The sequence below is a fragment of the Deinococcus radiopugnans ATCC 19172 genome (assembly GCF_006335125.1).
Lineage (GTDB): Bacteria > Deinococcota > Deinococci > Deinococcales > Deinococcaceae > Deinococcus > Deinococcus radiopugnans.
In genome coordinates this window covers 1-14,298 of record NZ_VDMO01000046.1, presented here as the reverse complement: position 1 = coordinate 14,298, position 14,298 = coordinate 1, and the positions used below count along the sequence as shown (strand labels likewise).

General features: G+C 60.6%; 18 protein-coding genes. 2 read left to right on the top strand and 16 right to left on the bottom strand.

All coding sequences use genetic code 11. The features are described from left to right. Positions 1–216: 216 nt before the first annotated feature. From FHR04_RS20220 to FHR04_RS20195, 6 genes are all read right to left on the bottom strand, one after another. Positions 217–969 carry a hypothetical protein gene (locus FHR04_RS20220; protein WP_139404983.1) on the bottom strand — a complete coding sequence of 251 codons (753 nt, stop codon included), beginning with the start codon at positions 967–969 and terminating at the stop codon, positions 217–219. Next, on the bottom strand, positions 969–1,673 hold the full coding sequence (locus tag FHR04_RS20215) for a hypothetical protein (protein ID WP_139404982.1): 705 nt from the start codon (positions 1,671–1,673) through the stop codon (positions 969–971). Before FHR04_RS20215 ends, FHR04_RS20220 begins: the two co-directional genes overlap by 1 nt. Positions 1,674–2,159: 486 nt before the next feature. Further along, positions 2,160–2,561, bottom strand: coding sequence for a hypothetical protein (locus FHR04_RS20210; RefSeq protein ID WP_139404981.1), 402 nt, complete (start codon positions 2,559–2,561; stop codon positions 2,160–2,162). Positions 2,562–2,702: 141 nt separating this feature from the next. Continuing rightward, positions 2,703–2,894, bottom strand: a complete 192-nt coding sequence (locus tag FHR04_RS20205) for a hypothetical protein (RefSeq protein WP_139404980.1) — start codon at positions 2,892–2,894, stop codon at positions 2,703–2,705. Between the two features lie 115 nt (positions 2,895–3,009). Further along, positions 3,010–3,282, bottom strand: a complete 273-nt coding sequence (locus FHR04_RS20200; protein WP_139404979.1) for a hypothetical protein — start codon at positions 3,280–3,282, stop codon at positions 3,010–3,012. 642 nt (positions 3,283–3,924) lie between these two features. Continuing rightward, positions 3,925–4,134: a hypothetical protein gene (locus FHR04_RS20195; RefSeq protein WP_139404978.1), complete on the bottom strand. Its 210-nt coding sequence runs from the start codon at positions 4,132–4,134 to the stop codon at positions 3,925–3,927. Positions 4,135–4,320: 186 nt separating this feature from the next. Here FHR04_RS20195 and FHR04_RS20190 point away from each other — a divergent pair, with 186 nt between their 5' ends. Beyond that, the gene (locus FHR04_RS20190) at positions 4,321–4,563 is read left to right on the top strand and encodes a hypothetical protein (protein ID WP_139404977.1); all 243 of its coding nucleotides are present in this window, start codon (positions 4,321–4,323) and stop codon (positions 4,561–4,563) included. A gap of 237 nt (positions 4,564–4,800) precedes the next feature. Here the strand turns inward: FHR04_RS20190 and FHR04_RS20185 are convergent, their stop codons facing one another. The 9 genes from FHR04_RS20185 to FHR04_RS20145 form a co-directional block, all read right to left on the bottom strand. Next, positions 4,801–5,328, bottom strand: coding sequence for a hypothetical protein (locus FHR04_RS20185; protein ID WP_139404976.1), 528 nt, complete (start codon positions 5,326–5,328; stop codon positions 4,801–4,803). A gap of 108 nt (positions 5,329–5,436) precedes the next feature. Then, positions 5,437–6,744 carry a hypothetical protein gene (locus FHR04_RS20180; protein ID WP_139404975.1) on the bottom strand — a complete coding sequence of 436 codons (1,308 nt, stop codon included), beginning with the start codon at positions 6,742–6,744 and terminating at the stop codon, positions 5,437–5,439. A gap of 333 nt (positions 6,745–7,077) precedes the next feature. Then, positions 7,078–8,400 (bottom strand): transposase, encoded by a 1,323-nt coding sequence (locus FHR04_RS20175; RefSeq protein WP_139404974.1) that lies wholly within the window; start codon positions 8,398–8,400, stop codon positions 7,078–7,080. Between the two features lie 143 nt (positions 8,401–8,543). Continuing rightward, complete coding sequence (locus FHR04_RS20170) at positions 8,544–8,867, bottom strand: addiction module antidote protein (protein WP_139404973.1); 324 nt, start codon at positions 8,865–8,867, stop codon at positions 8,544–8,546. Continuing rightward, positions 8,864–9,244 carry a type II toxin-antitoxin system RelE/ParE family toxin gene (locus FHR04_RS20165; protein ID WP_139404972.1) on the bottom strand — a complete coding sequence of 127 codons (381 nt, stop codon included), beginning with the start codon at positions 9,242–9,244 and terminating at the stop codon, positions 8,864–8,866. The genes FHR04_RS20170 and FHR04_RS20165 overlap by 4 nt, the downstream gene beginning before the upstream one ends. A gap of 344 nt (positions 9,245–9,588) precedes the next feature. Next, positions 9,589–10,137 (bottom strand): hypothetical protein, encoded by a 549-nt coding sequence (locus FHR04_RS20160; RefSeq protein ID WP_139404971.1) that lies wholly within the window; start codon positions 10,135–10,137, stop codon positions 9,589–9,591. A gap of 231 nt (positions 10,138–10,368) precedes the next feature. Continuing rightward, on the bottom strand, positions 10,369–10,569 hold the full coding sequence (locus tag FHR04_RS20155; RefSeq protein ID WP_139404970.1) for a helix-turn-helix transcriptional regulator: 201 nt from the start codon (positions 10,567–10,569) through the stop codon (positions 10,369–10,371). Beyond that, entirely contained in the window at positions 10,566–11,009 is a 444-nt protein-coding gene (locus FHR04_RS20150) for a hypothetical protein (RefSeq protein ID WP_139404969.1), read from the bottom strand. Before FHR04_RS20150 ends, FHR04_RS20155 begins: the two co-directional genes overlap by 4 nt. Before the next feature lie 5 nt (positions 11,010–11,014). Next, a complete protein-coding gene (locus FHR04_RS20145; RefSeq protein ID WP_139404968.1) occupies positions 11,015–12,751 on the bottom strand; it encodes an erythromycin esterase family protein in 1,737 nt (578 codons plus the stop codon). Positions 12,752–13,458: 707 nt separating this feature from the next. On the opposite strand from FHR04_RS20145, the gene FHR04_RS20140 reads away from it, so the two are divergent. Further along, entirely contained in the window at positions 13,459–13,884 is a 426-nt protein-coding gene (locus FHR04_RS20140) for a response regulator (RefSeq protein WP_139404967.1), read from the top strand. Between the two features lie 25 nt (positions 13,885–13,909). On the opposite strand, the gene FHR04_RS20135 is transcribed toward FHR04_RS20140, so the two are convergent. After that, positions 13,910–14,113, bottom strand: a complete 204-nt coding sequence (locus FHR04_RS20135; protein ID WP_139404966.1) for a hypothetical protein — start codon at positions 14,111–14,113, stop codon at positions 13,910–13,912. Between the last annotated feature and the right edge of the window lie 185 nt (positions 14,114–14,298).

The following is a 14,298-nucleotide window of genomic DNA, read 5'->3' as shown; positions in this document are numbered from 1 at the left end:
GCCCTCGCCGGACCCTCTGACCCAGCCGCTCAGGGGCTGACACTAATCCCGTTTAGTGTCAATCACGCCGGCAACAGGCCCTACTTCAGCGGGACGACTCCCCCAAACTTGAGCAGCGCCTGGACGGTGCGCCATAAGATCAGACTCCCCTTCTCGATGCTGTCGTCGGCGCTGTCCGGCTCAGGGGTCAGGCACTGAAGAATGCCGCTGGCCGCCTCAGCCCAACTCGATCCCATACTGCCGCTGGCGCTGCTTCTGGGGTGCTTCCGGTTCCGGGGTCTGGAGTTGCGTCTGGGGCTTCGGCGCTCCCCCCTTAAGGTCGTTCAGGTCCAGTGTGGGGGCCTTGCCGCCTGTTTTTCCCGTGCCGCTGCCCGAATCGTCGGCGTCGACCTGTTTGACGGCCACCCCCTCCCTGCTGATTTCGCCCCGCAACTCGATCTCCTTCCCACGGTCCAGCCGTAGGGGGCTCAGCTCCAGCTCCCGCTTCAGGCGTTGCTCCATCTGGAACGCCAGTTCTCGCAGGTGGGCCAGATCATCCCGCCGCAGGGTGGTAGCAGTCCCAAAAACAACGTGGACATGGATGTTTCCCTGCTCCTGCTGGTGAACGGCCAGGGCGTAGATTTCCGCGTCAGGCCGCCGCGCCTGAATCGCCTGGGCCAGCATCTCCACGGTGGACCGCTCGTGCCTGGGCAGCATCGGCAGATCGCCGGGCAACTTGGTGGTGAAGGCCAGATGTTGCTGATAGCGGGTCTCGGTCTCCCTGATCCGTTCCAGGGCTTCATGCCGGTCAGTCTCGGTGGCCCCGTAGCCCTCTTCCAGCCGGTAGAGCCGGGTCTTCTTGTCCTCGTCCATGTACTTCACGGCGCTCCCAGCGCGGGCTTTGCCTCCAGCGCTGGTCTTGGTGTAGGCGTTGCCGCTGCGGTCCTTCATCGACGTGACCACCCGCTGATTGGACGCAAGGCGGGCCATTACCTGAACAGTCCTTTCTTGGCCTTCGCGGTTTCCTCGGCCTGCTCCAACTTCTCAATGGCCGTGATGGTGACGCGCTGGGTGTCGTTGATCCGCTGGCCCATGTAGGTCAGGGTCTCCCCCATTCTGCTCATCATCTCCATGACCAGGGCTTGTTGTTCGGTCAACCGCCGGACCTCCTCGGCCAGCGTCCGCACTTCCCCCAGTCCTGCGGTCATCTGTGCGGTGGACTCCCGGACTCTCATCAGCAACGTGGGGTCATCGTTGCTGATACTTTCGGATAGTTGCCCAATGGCCGCCTTGATCGCCGGGGTAGGGTTCTTGAGAACGTGAACGGCGTACTCCCACGCCTCCTCGTTGTAGGTATCGGCCCTGTCGCTTTTGAGGAGGGCTTGCAAGGTCACGCGGGCCAACTGCCGGGTGGCGATGCTCTCCAGCGCCGTGCGGGCAAACAGTGAACGCACCCGGTGGTGATGCTCAGCCATCTCGCGGTGCACCGTTTCCACCACGGCCGCTTTGAGCAGTTCGGAGGTCAGCATGTCGCGGTCTTCCATGCTGTAACGCTCCAGCAGGTGAGCGCAGAAGGTGGATAGCTTGACTCCGTGTGCGCCGGCCAACCGCTCCAATTCGGCGGCGTGATGGGCGGCGAGACTGACCGTCACGTTTCTAGGCTTGTGGGGCGGTCTCCCAACGGCTTTGGTCATAACGTCAACGTACCATTTTGACTGTCCAGGAATTTATTGAAGGCGTACTCTGGTTTTTTCCCCTCTAGAACTGCGTTCTAGAGGCAAGATGCACGCTAGTGCTAATCTTGCGGAACACCCCAGCATCCGCAGGAAATCGCCGCCCAACGCCTCCTCCTGCTGACGCTCATGCCCTGGTATTCGAGCTGCTGCTTCGTCGTTTCTCAGCGTAATTTTTCGCCCAAAAGTGCGCGGGTGGTGAAGCTCAAATTTTACCCGTGTAAGAACAACGTGCCACACAGCAAAAAACCTCGATCTCTAGCTAGTTTACCCGCACGCTTATCTTGCTTACCCTCCCCAAATAGCCACTCCAGTCCCGTTTTCCTCCTCCCAGCGCGGCGCAATCGAGTTTGGGGAGGGTCTCCTTTTTCTGCTCCTGCTTCTGCTTCCTGGCCCTGCTGGAGACCCTAAAAAACTGGGGCGCGTGGCCCCAGCTCTCAGACGGAATCAGTGAATGGGTTCAGGTGTTTTTTCTTCGTTGGTGGAAGCGGGCTTCTTCGTGGTCTTTGTGGCCTTGGGCTTGCGCTTCCGGCTGCCCTTTGTCTGTTGCTGGATCGCCGCATTCAACTCAGCGTCGGTCAGCTCCTGCGCCTGCTCCACCGTGAAACCGTTCTGCTTTTGGGTCTGCTCTTGCCGTTCGATCCACGCCGAAACCTGCTGAGCGGTGCCATCCGTGTAGGCGTAGTTCTGGACCTGCCGGGGCTGTCCCTTGAAGCCTTGAATCTCGAAGCGCGTCAAGAGTTTCAGGGCCGGGATTTCACCCTGTTTGACCGCCCGTTGAAACAGCGTGTAAAGACGGCGCTGTGTCTCTGGCGACTTGTTCCTGACGTGTTCCGAGAAGGTCAACATGGAGGGAGAGTACCAGACCCAAAGAGCGCCCTATTTTCTTTCAAGCACACCGGAAGCAGCAGGCCAGGACCGGAGGAGTTTTCCCGGTCCTGGCCTGCCAGTGAGGATGTGCAGCTTCGCAGTAGGTTTGAGGACTGGACATCAAGGATTCAGTGCGGCGCGGTGGCCCATCTCAATGGCTTCCATGTCGTGCAACTCCTTGTTGATTTCTACGAGTTGAGCCAGCAGCACAGCGCGGCGCTGGGCCATTTGATCGAGCACCTGACGGCGCTCATCGGCTGTGCAGGGCAGATGGCGGATCACCTCAGCCTGTTGGTACTGTTCGTCGGTCATGGTGACTCCTCCTGTACACCCATCGACAGCGGCTGCAACGCTATGAATCAAGAACACAACGCAGGGATGCAGTTTGAAGCGCCTCAGCCCCTTGGACTGGTGGGGCGGATCTCGTTTACGTCCTGCCGCCGGAGCTGATTGCAGAGCGCTGAGTGTCCCATGCACTGTCCAACGCCGCCTCCACCGCTTCGCCCTCGGCCAATCGATAAAAGCATCCACCGTTCTCGGCCTTTCTCATCACCACCAACCCATCTGCCGCGAATTTTCTCAATGTTTTTCGTAAATAGGCCATGCTGGGCACATGGCCACGTTTGGTCAGTCGGTCACGAATATCACTCTGTCGCTGCTCTTCGAGAGAGAGGCAGAGCAGCACATCATTCGCCTTCATGTTATCCAGCCTTCGGCATACTTTGCCGTTAGAAGTGGTGAGGGAGTGCAACCCGGATTGCACACTAAACATCTCAAACTGCAGACTCTTTAAAGTTCTGCCTGAAAAAGAGAGACGAGGAAAGCTCAGCCGCCAGAGCCTATCTCTGCTTGAGCTTCAGCGCGTTGCAACGCTCAAGGGTCAATCCTGTAACTCCGTGGCCTCAAGTGCCGCTTCCACCGTTTCAACGTCAGCCAACCGGTAGAAGCACCCGCCCAGTTCAGTCGTTCTGGTCACCACCAACCCAGCCTCGGTGAGTCTTTCCAGGATGTGTCGTAAGGACGATATGCGGGGCTGGTGTCCACATTGAATCAGTCGATCATAGATGCCGTTTTGGCGTTGCTCATCGCGAGAGAGGCACAGCAGGACATCACTCGCTTTCATACTTTTGATTCTTAGCGACAATTGAGTTCCAAAGGTGTGCGCGAAGTAAAGCCAAAACTCCATTAACTCACGTTTAGAGTGTCTTACAAAGAAAACGTCTCAAACAATAAATTTTATTGATATTGGCTCAACTGAATGTTTTCAATTTCAAATTTAAAAATAGACCCGAAATGAATAAATGATCTGCCAGAGAAATACTATTCCACAGAGGTTATCGGCTCAATATAGCTTATCCACATACTTTTTTGCAGCAGACATAATCAAATTTTCGTCTCGAATCCCTATATAAGAGATTCTATCAAGAATACTTTCACCGTCTATCTTGACGGTCCAGTTTTTCCGGGCAGCGGCATGCCTGCCGAGAGGACGGTTAGGGAGGGGAGAGAAATCTATAACGATCTCACGGCCTTTATATACTTCCTTGAGCATGGGTTCAAAGCATACACAGGAGAAGGAGACGTATCTATCTTTTATATTTCTAACAAAGAGTACAAATCTTCATCTTTGACCTAGACCCAGCTTTTGGGTGGATTCGGACAGCACCCAGTCGAACGGCCCGCCGGCTCGAAACGTCCTCTCTGCCTTGGCCTTTGCCCTATTTCGTAGCATGCGCCCATGACAGCTCGCGGTCCTAAACTGCCCCGGTGTACCTACGAGATCAAGCGCGGAGGTCAGCTCGAACTGGTGGAAGCGGGCCAGGTGCCTGAACTGGCGGCGCATCTGGTGGCGGCGGGCCTGGACCAGGACACCGCCACCGCTGCGGCTTACCTGCTCGCCCACCACAAGGCCCGCGTGACCGCCGCGCAATGGTCGATCCGCTGGGTCGGCAAGATCAAGAAACAAGCACCCTCTCCCTAAAAAATAGACACTTTATCTTAGTACTAATAACTCATTTAATTTATAAATAACGGAGTTATTCCTTTAAGACTAATTATTTTTACGCTATATACTCGTGCTAATTAAAAGTGAAAGCAGAAAAATGACAGCATCGTTACTGCTTGTACCATATAAATACCAAGTAAATAAAAATATTAATAAGATTACCAGTGAAGGAATATTTGATGACGCAGGCACCTCTGGCCTCCGCAGCCTCAGCTATTCCTCGACGGTGCCTTCCAGCGTGAATCGCTCTGCTGACCTACCTCCAACTGATTCCAATAAATGCTTATGAAAGACCTCGAGGATTTTGGGGGACAAGACATCATTTCCTGGGAAGCCTTCATGAATGTATCGCACACCTGCAAAGCTGTCAGCCACCTTCTTCAGATGCCGCTCGATCGGCTCGCCTAACTCCAAATCGTCGGAGCACTCTTGTAATTTATCCTGAACCTTCTGTGGAAGGGCAGTGAAAAGCTCATACAAGCCATAGATTCTTTTCTGAGGCGCACCATAGATTTGAATAAATCCTTTGAGATACAGTTCAGCGGCAAAACCGATCAACACTTCCACAGAGAGATGAAGATTCTCTTTCCAGGGTTCTAGAGCGGCTTGCTTGAATTCGGAGTTCTGTAAATCAGAGTCAACAGGACCAAACGCACTGAACTTTGCACGGAGTAGACGAGAAGCTGCATGATGCGCGACAGCTGAATCAAAAATCTTGAGATCATTTCGATGAAGACGCATGCTTCATTATAAATGGAACATTTACAGCATGGCCTGCCTCGCGGCGGGTCATCTTCCTGTGGGTCGGCTGAGGGGGTGGGGCATCCGGCGCGCACTCTGCGCCGGAGGTCACGCCGCCCGAAGTCGGGCATTCAGCAGCGCAGCGGGGCGTTTCAGGCTGCCCCACTCGTGCCGATCCACGTCCAGGCGGGCCAATTGCGCCGCCAGCACCTGGAGTCCCCCGCGCCCTTCCACCTCCGCATTCCAGGCGTTCCAGATGGCTTTGCAGTACCAGCGTTGCGAGTGGTCATCCTCCAGGGCGTGGGCCAGCGCTGTTCCCAGGATGCCCACCAGCGCCGCCCGTTTGTTGGCGTCGGATTCCGCCACCGTCGGCAGCAGGTAAATCACGTCCTGCACCGTCTTGACGGCTTCTTCGAGCTCCTCGGTGGAGAATATGCGCGGGTCAGCGAATAACGGGTCTTGAACCTGGCCGGGGGTAACGGCCCACGCTTTTAACTGGTCTTTGAGGTACTGGGCCTTCATCGGATGAGCAGTTGACCCGCGCATATTTTTTTCTGCGTCTGGGACGCCGTTCGCATTTTCAGCCTTCGCGGCTTCCCACTCCGCCAACTGCTCCGCCCGCTGGACCACCTTCCAGGCGGTGCGGCCTGCCTGCCGGTCCTCATCAAGGTTGCGGTACTGGGCGTTCAAGTCCTGGTACGTCAGCTTGGCCTTGTGGCCCGGTTGCAGCCGGATCGCGTACAGCGTGCCGTCGATCACCGGAATCCGCTGGCCGTCACGGGTGGTCATGGTGGTGTAGTGCGGGCGGGCATCGATATACCCCAGCGCTTCGAGGATCGGGGTCCACCGCCGCAGGGTGCTGACGTCCTTGTCCACCTGCGCGGCCATCAGCTCGTTGGGCAGGTGCAGCACCATTTGAGGGGGCAAAGATCCATCAGCGCGGCGGTACAGGTCCGGGCGCACCGTCAGGGCGTGGCGGGCCAGCTCGCCCAGCAGCTGCGCCCACACGCCGGCCCCTTCGGTGTCCGCGCCCTTGCCGCGCTGGGGGCGCAGGGCGTCCAGGTTCATCAGATCAGCAACAGGGGGGGGCGCGGTGGGTTTGACCTTCAGGCGTCTTGGCGCGTAGCAGGCTCGCAGGGGGGCTGGCATGTCGGCAGAGGGGGTGAAGTCCTGAAGCCGCTTGTAGGGGGCCTGCTGGGCTTCCAGGGACGCGGTGCGGCGCTCCTCGCGGCGGCGCTGGGCTTCGCACTTCTGCGCTTCGAGCTTCTCAGCGCGGGCCGCATCAGCGTCTCGGCGGGCTTCCAGCTCGGCCATGATCTTATCCAGCTCCGAGCATTCCTGCTTCAGGAACGCATCGACAGCGGCGGGCACTGGAGGGGGCGTGTCCGTCTGGTGAACCTGCACAGCGCGGGCCATTTCCAGAAAGTAACTGGTGGTCTTCGCCTGCTTGGAGGTGAGGGGGAGCTTAACTGTGGCGGGGTCTGGAAATGTGGGGGCGTTTTGGCCTACCATAGGGGTACGGCTGCCCTGTCGTTGATTGTTCATCGCGAGTGGATCCTTCGAGGTGGGGTAGCAGAGTCAGAGCGTTGGTAGCGCTGCTGGCTCGCTTCGTTTTCAACAGTAGCACCCCGCGTAGAGCGGGGTGCTATCTGTTGGTGTTCTGTTGGCGCCCTGTTGGGCTGCTGTAGGGCGGGCTGGGACTTAGCGATAGCTTTTTAGACTCAGTGCATATTGGGAACCGGACAAAACTCAATGCCTGCCGAGAAGGCGCTCCAGCACGTCATTTCCAGAGACGCCCTGGTCCCAGTGACGGGCGGTCTGAGTGGCGAGATATGCAGCGGCCAGCCGCTGCAAGCCCAGGAGCAAGGTTTTCTTGCCAGGCGGGCGATTTTTGTGGGGGACGTGGCCACCCAGATGCGCGAGCAGTCGGACGTGTGGCGTGTCCAGCGTTTCACCCAGGGTAAAGACGTAGGCGGCCACCACCCAGCTCATGGCCACCAGGGTGCGCAGGGCCTGGAAGTCGTGAAGGCGGACGTCCTCCCAGCCCAGGGACGTCTTCGTCCAGGCGAAGACGTCTTCGATGCTCCAGCGGCGCAGGTACAGGCGGACCACCTGCCCGGCGTCCACGCCGGGCGACACCGGCAGGCTGGTCAGCAGCACCCAGCCCTCCTCGTCGCCTTTGGGACGTGTGGGAAAGCTCAACTGAACGGCCCGAACGGGCAGCCGGCCGTCGTCCAGCCAGACCTGCTGGGCACGCAGTTCGGTGCGGGTGGGGCGCCAGATCAGCCGCTTGCCCTGCTTGACCGGACGGGCCAATTCGAAGACGTGAGTGACTGGGGCACGGTGCAGTGCACCGTGCAGCGGTTCCCCCTCACCCGTCGGACGCAGGCGCGTCTGACGATCCAGGTGGCGGGCGCGGATCACGAAATCGACGTGCAACCGCCGCAGACGGCGCAGGATCCGGAGGCGGTCGAACCCGCGATCCAGCACAAAGATGATCCGCAGCACGCCCGCGGATCGCAGGGCGCGCGTGAGCTGTTCGAGCGCCTGGAGCACCACCGTATTCTCACTGGTGAAGCCTGGGGCCAGGGTGCTGTACAGCGTGTGGTACAGCAGCGTTTGACGCCCATCAGGCGTCAAACCGATGGCATTCAGGGTCCGGTAGCCCGCGACTGGCTGGCCCCTCAGATCCCGCACCGTGTCCAGATATTCCAGGGTCTGACTGTGCGGCTTGCGCAGATCGGAGCCGTCCAGAACGACGATCACTTCATCGGATCCGGCCACCCGCGTGGCACCCTGCGTCTGGATGTGGTTCAACAGGGTATCGGCGTTCAGGTCGCTGCGTTGGTGGTCATGATGGACCAGCCGTCTCAGTCGACGTTCCGCTTGTGGTCTCGCCCCCGTACCGGGGGCGACGCGGGCCATCTGCGCCAGGCGCGTGGTGCCGCTGGCCAGGATGCCACTCAGCGCCGCCTGGAAGGCAGCAAAGAGGCGCCGATCTCGGAAGAGGGTGCGGTACGGCTGCACGAAGTCGCTCAGACCACCGATATCCACCGTCGCTGAGGGCGTCATGCCCTGAATATGCACACTTTTGTCCGGCTTTCAATGCATACATTTGACAGGGGCTGAATACCGCCCTATATTGGAGGAATCAAAGCGGCCTCTGGGCCGCTTTTTCCGTTGTCTTTGGAGAAATGAGCAGGAAGAAGAAGCCTTCAGGACGCGGCGCGCGGCTGGGCTGGGGCCAGGGCCAGCCGGTAGCCCAGTCCATGCAGCACGGCGCTGATGGTGCTGAGCGTAGGGTTGCCGTCCTCGGAGAGCGCTTTGTACAGACTGGTCTTGCCTATGCCCACCTGCCGCGCCAGCTCCGGCACCCCACCGCGCGCCTCGGCCACATTCCGCACCGCCAGCATCAGGTGCTGAAGGTCTCCGTCCTGATCAAATTCCTCCAGGGCCACTTGCAGGTAGGCGAACGCCTGTTCGGGATCGGCGCGCAGCTCGTCGATCAGCGCGTCCTGAAATTTGCGGTAGGTTCTCACGGCTCTTCCTCCTGGGGTGGGTCTGGTTGTGAATCTGACGCTTCCGGGTCCGGGCGGTGCTGCTGGTAGTCCTGCCAGTACGCCTTGGCGGCCTCGATGTCGCGGTCCTGACTGCCCTTGTCGCCGCCGCACAGCAGCACCACCAGGCGCTCGCCATCCTCGGCAAAGTAGATCCGGTAGCCGGGGCCGAAGAACAGGCGCAGCTCGATCACGCCGTCTCCGACCGCCTTGGCGTCCCCATATTGACCGGCGCTCAGGCGTTCCAGGCGGCGATCAATGCGCGCCACCGTCACCCGGTCGCCCAGCTTCCGACGCCAGCGGGTCAACGGCTCCCGGCCCTCCTCTGTGCGGTAGATGATCAGTTCTTTCTGGGTCATGGAGGCGGCCTCTCGGCCAGCCATAAAGTACACCAAAGTGTACTGAGCGACAAGTCACGGGCTTGTGGAACCAAGCCTGCACCAGGCCTTCTCGCTGGCTCAGCGCAAGATGGACCCCGCCCACCCCCTCTTTGCTGATCATCGGGCAGCAGCTTGAGCGGTGGCCCTGGGCACTCACGGGTTTTCGTTGGTCTTTTTGCCAGTGAATTGCCAGAGCAGCATCAGATTCCACGGCGCGTCCGCAGAATCTATTTTTTTGCCGTGCCAGTTGAGGAAACGCCACAGTCAGAATCAGAATCTGAGCGCCGTTAGACGGCTCCGCAGGGCATCCACTGGACACTGTTCTAGTAACCCAGCAATCGAACAATCAACCCACGGAGGCCCGTCGGCGGCGAGTCTGCGGTGACGGGTGGGAGTGCCGCATGAGTGGTGACTTCGAGGCGGGCCAGTTGTCCACGGGTCTCCCCGATCTCTTCCCGAGCAGCCGCCAGTTCACGGCGAAGCTCTTCGATCTCCTCACGGCTGCTGGTCAGCTCGGCCATGATCGGCGCGAGTGCTGGGGCCAGGGCCTCGCGCAGCAGCTCGGCCAGATCCTCACGGCTGGTCAGCACCCCAGGCACTCGCACCGGGGCGGCCTCACTGCCTTCACTCTGCCCAGTGACGGCCTTCATCGCCGCTTCAACACTCAGCCCAGGGTGCGTGAGCAGGTGCGCCCGTGTGACTTCCAGCAGTTCGACGGCGGCCACCGGGTACAGCCGGCCCCGAATCGGGTCAACCTCCAGGCTGATCCCCGCCACCGCCTCCAGGGCCAGCGCGTACCGGCGCACCATGCCCACCTTCACGCCTAGACGCTCGCCCACCTGTCCCGCCGTCAACCGTTCACCTGCCGTCATGTCTGGGCAGCATCACACATGGCGGCCTCACTGTGAGGGCTCATCCAGTGAGTGAGGGCCTCACAGTGAGGGAGTGAGGCCTTACGCACAGGCCTCACTGAGTCAGTGAGGCCTGTGCTTGCTGTTACTTAGGCGAGGAAGCAACACCATTGGCTGCGCCACCCCCGATCCTTTTTGGTAACCCCATTTACCGGAAGTCAAAGTGCGACGAACGTCCGTTGGCACGGTGCTTCATTCGCCACCGCCATCCAGAAAGATGTCCTCAATCTGTACCTTGAACAGCCGCGCCAGCTTGAAGGCCAGTGGAAGGCTGGGATCATATTTCCCGGTTTCCAGCGCGTTGACCGTCTGGCGCGACACGTCCAATTTGTCGGCCAGTTCCGCCTGGGTCAGATCGTTCTCGGCACGCAGCACCTTGATGCGGTTTTTCATCCCCCGCTGTTCTCCCGGCGACGCAGGTACAGCTGGGTCACCACCATCGCAATAACACCAGCCAGCAGCGAGAGATAGATGGCGTCAAAGGAGAGGGCCGGTGATCCGAGATCCTGCGTTTCGCCGTTCAGCTTCACAGACTGATAAGCAGCCCACCACAGCGTCCACGCCAAACCTGAGACGGTGATGACACCACTGACCGCCAGACCTTTCAGAAAGCGCAACTTCCCCAGTTCGTCAAGCACTTGATACTGCCGTGCCAGGAGACCCAGCCCGGCCAGCAGTGTGACGCCGCTGACCAGCCAGAAGACCAGATCGGAAGCTGGACGGAAGGAAGCGTAGCCAAACAAGCCGATCATGACCACAAGCAGCATGGCGCTGTACGCGACTTCTACCCAGCGGATTCTGGCCCACTGGCGATCCCGGTTGGACTGTTTCATGGCGCTCACTTCTCCTCCAGCGCTCTGGCAGCGCTGCTCTGTTTCACGAAGATCACGCCGTCAAAGGCCTGTGGCAGCGCGATATTGGCCCCGGTGGGCAGGCCCGGCGCATACACCGCCCCCACGCCCGCGATGCCGACGGGCTGCGCGAGCCAGGTGTTCAACACCGGGTGTTGCCTGGCCTGCGCCACGTCCAAGTAGGCGGCAGGGGCGTCTCCGGCGATCAGGGCGTCCAGGCTATCGCGCGGTGCGGGCGCGGCCGACAGGGTCACCGGACCACCCGCCCCCTGCGTCGGATCGCTGGGGACGGCGCGCAGTTCGCCACCGCCAAACGAGAATCCCACCGTGCGGTAGCCCCTGCCCAGCGTCTGCGCCAGGTGCTGGCCCAGGTTGACGTAAGGCTGCCCCTGCGCCGGAACCTTGGAAATGTGGAAGTTGTGCGCCCACAGCATGGCTTTCTGACCGGGGAACAGGGTGTCCAGCGCCGTGCGGGTGTTGCCGAACATGGCCGCGTCGCGGATCAGGTTGCTCCGGGCCGAGTCGGTGCTAGGAACCGCATAGAACGTGGCCCCCTGTCGCAGGGTTTCAGCCAGGTGCAGCAAGGTGGCGCGCTGAGGCGTGCTGGCTGGCAGGGCGGCCAGGGCTGTCTGCAACCCAATGATCTGCGTCTTCAGGACAGCGCGGCGCTCAGGTGTCGCTTCCCCCAGTGTGGTCCAGTCACGGGCGGTCACGTCGCTCAACGTCTTCAGAGCAGCCTGCACCTGTGCATTCGGCGGTGCAAGCTGTGCCAGCAGATCAAGGCTGCCGCGTGGGTCTTGCATGTCGATGCCCACCACGCGCAGCTCCGGCTTGTCTCCCCGCGAGGCGTTGTACTGGCGCATCCAAACCAGCAGGTCACGGACCTCCTGCGTTTTCCAGGTCCAGAAGTCGAAGGCGCGGGTGGCGGCGTCCGGGTCATTCGGCCCCTCGCCGCGCACGAAGCGGTCCACGGCGTAGCCGTCGTCGAAGTCGGCCTCAATGGCAAACACCGTGAACCCATACTTCTGAACCAGTTCGCGGAACAGCCGGTCCTTGAGCTGAAAATGTTCAGCGGTGCCGTGGCTGCCCTCGCCTGCGCCGATCAGACGCGCGCCGCGCGTCAGCCCCTCCAGCCAGGAGAAGTCGCTGTTCTGTGCGTTGGCCGCTACTGAACGGATGGGCCGCGCCACCGTCATCAGCGCGGTGCGGCGCTCAGCGAGCTGCGCGTCGGTGAGCAGCGGCGGGGCCACCTGCCGGATCACCTGCCCGGCCACCCGCGTCTCGCTTTCCAGCACGCGCGAGGACGTGATCAGCCACTGGCCGCTGACCTTGCGCCACACGTCTTCTGAAAGTGCGGTGACTTGCAGCGGCACCTGCGTGCCGTTCATGACACTCTCGGCGTCCATATCCTGACGGTTGACGATGGTGGCCTTCTCGTCGCTGAGCTGCACATCCTGAAAGCGGATATCCAGCCGGTTCACCTTCAAGGCTTCAGCCGTTGAGGCGGCCAGGGCAACCTCCAGCGGAATGGGCTGGTTGGTCACGTCCAGCAGTGTGGCGTCCGGCGCATACAGCGAGCGCAGGGTCTGGAGGTCGCCCGTCAGGTAGGCCTGCCGCAAGGTGTCGTAGCGCGCCTGAAGATCGGCGGGCAGATCGGTGGTTTGGGCCGCGGCAAGCTGGGTGGTCAGGGCAGTGATGGCAAGGGGGAGGAAAAGTTGTCGCATGTTGATGCTCCTTGTGGTGGTAGGTGGCCTGTAGAGATCTGGTTACCTTGGCTAAATGACAATCTTGCTTGACTCAAGGTAAACTACCCCGTGCTGATTGTCAAGCATATTTGACAATATTTGCGATGAGACTCTTGACAGAGCTGGGCTCGTCTGACGCAGTGGTAGCCTGGTTCCTGCGCGTCGCCCGGACCGTCGCGTGATCTGTTTTGAATCGACTCCCAGAGTTCACGACAACAGGCAGTAGGGCCTGTCCAGTTGGGGTATACCCCAACCTGACGTTAGGTTAGACGCATCTCAACGCGATAAACACGGCAAAAAACAGGTGCGATTCTGGCAAGGCATCAAGGTCTAAGACCCTAATCTGACACTCGCGCCGTCCGACCGTTCAACGGCCGGGTCAATGCCTTGCCCTGTCCCGCATCTTTGCCTGACAGCCGGCGTTCCGGCTTCCACGGCCGCTCTACTTCGCAAGCCGCCCGCATTTCCAGCGCAGTGAGCAAGTCGGCGACTGAAGCGACAAAGACCGCGTGCAAGTGAGACGCCTCCGCTCTGGCCCGCGCCAGTTTCTCGGGTGACCGACGGCCATTCATACTCCATTTTTGGCCGCCGTGCCGGCCACTGGCTGGCAAAAGCATGGGGCAACCTTCATGCTGCCGCGGCATTTCGCAGTGAGCTGTGTCGAGAACCCCCCTATAGTCGGGGTCATGCCCTTTCCCGCGCGTTACCTGCTGGTGGACGACAGTCCCCAAGACCGCCTCCTGGCGCAAGAGGCGTTTGAGGCGCTCTGTCCGGACTGCACGCTGACGTGCGTGGGGAGTGGACGCGAAGCCCTGGCCCTGTTCGACGACCCGGCTTTCGATCCGGACGTGATCCTGCTGGACCTCAACATGCCGGGCATGAACGGCTTCGAGGTACTCCGGGCGCTGAAGGACAATCCACGCTTGGTTCACATCCCGGTGGTGATCCTGTCCACTTCGGCCGCCCAGCAAGACGTCAGCGAGGCCTACACCCTGCACGCCAGTTCGTATCTGGTGAAGTCGGCCAACTTCACCGAGTTTCTACAGCAGGTGGAGACCTTTCTGCGGTACTGGCAGCTCAGTCGCACCATCAGAAGCCAGCCGATCGGCTGATCCCTGGCCCGCATCACGCCCAGCGTCACCACTCGCGGTCGTAGCTGTGTTGCCGCTGTCGCTGGCCCTCCTGATCCTGCTCGTAGCTGCGCTCGTGCTGGTGGAACTGGGCCAGCTCGTGCGCGCCGCCCTGATCGTGGTACAGGCCCAGCTCCCGCTGCTGCTCGCGCTGGTGTTCGGAACTCTCGCGGCCATACGTTCGCAGGTTCGCCAGCTCGTCCTGCTGCAAGGTCCGGGACGTAGCCGCCAGCGCATGGATGTAATCGTGCCGCAGATGGTGAGGATCTGCCCTCGCCGGACCCTCTGACCCAGCCGCTCAGGGGCTGACACTAATCCCGTTTAGTGTCAATCACGCCGGCAACAGGCCCTACTTCAGCGGGACGACTCCCCCAAACTTGAGCAGCGCCTGGACGG

What these genes read in the sequence shown, in the direction of transcription:
- FHR04_RS20195 (WP_139404978.1), bottom strand. Translation starts at nt 4,134, where the DNA reads ATGCTCAAGGAAGTATATAAAGGCCGTGAGATCGTTATAGATTTCTCT.
- FHR04_RS20215 (WP_139404982.1), bottom strand. Translation starts at nt 1,673, where the DNA reads ATGACCAAAGCCGTTGGGAGACCGCCCCACAAGCCTAGAAACGTGACG.
- FHR04_RS20220 (WP_139404983.1), bottom strand. Translation starts at nt 969, where the DNA reads ATGGCCCGCCTTGCGTCCAATCAGCGGGTGGTCACGTCGATGAAGGAC.
- FHR04_RS20175 (WP_139404974.1), bottom strand. Translation starts at nt 8,400, where the DNA reads ATGACGCCCTCAGCGACGGTGGATATCGGTGGTCTGAGCGACTTCGTG.
- FHR04_RS20145 (WP_139404968.1), bottom strand. Translation starts at nt 12,751, where the DNA reads ATGCGACAACTTTTCCTCCCCCTTGCCATCACTGCCCTGACCACCCAG.
- FHR04_RS20160 (WP_139404971.1), bottom strand. Translation starts at nt 10,137, where the DNA reads ATGACGGCAGGTGAACGGTTGACGGCGGGACAGGTGGGCGAGCGTCTA.
- FHR04_RS20200 (WP_139404979.1), bottom strand. Translation starts at nt 3,282, where the DNA reads ATGAAGGCGAATGATGTGCTGCTCTGCCTCTCTCTCGAAGAGCAGCGA.
- FHR04_RS20155 (WP_139404970.1), bottom strand. Translation starts at nt 10,569, where the DNA reads ATGAAAAACCGCATCAAGGTGCTGCGTGCCGAGAACGATCTGACCCAG.
- FHR04_RS20150 (WP_139404969.1), bottom strand. Translation starts at nt 11,009, where the DNA reads ATGAAACAGTCCAACCGGGATCGCCAGTGGGCCAGAATCCGCTGGGTA.
- FHR04_RS20205 (WP_139404980.1), bottom strand. Translation starts at nt 2,894, where the DNA reads ATGACCGACGAACAGTACCAACAGGCTGAGGTGATCCGCCATCTGCCC.
- FHR04_RS20165 (WP_139404972.1), bottom strand. Translation starts at nt 9,244, where the DNA reads ATGACCCAGAAAGAACTGATCATCTACCGCACAGAGGAGGGCCGGGAG.
- FHR04_RS20210 (WP_139404981.1), bottom strand. Translation starts at nt 2,561, where the DNA reads ATGTTGACCTTCTCGGAACACGTCAGGAACAAGTCGCCAGAGACACAG.
- FHR04_RS20185 (WP_139404976.1), bottom strand. Translation starts at nt 5,328, where the DNA reads ATGCGTCTTCATCGAAATGATCTCAAGATTTTTGATTCAGCTGTCGCG.
- FHR04_RS20190 (WP_139404977.1), top strand. Translation starts at nt 4,321, where the DNA reads ATGACAGCTCGCGGTCCTAAACTGCCCCGGTGTACCTACGAGATCAAG.
- FHR04_RS20180 (WP_139404975.1), bottom strand. Translation starts at nt 6,744, where the DNA reads ATGGCCCGCGCTGTGCAGGTTCACCAGACGGACACGCCCCCTCCAGTG.
- FHR04_RS20140 (WP_139404967.1), top strand. Translation starts at nt 13,459, where the DNA reads ATGCCCTTTCCCGCGCGTTACCTGCTGGTGGACGACAGTCCCCAAGAC.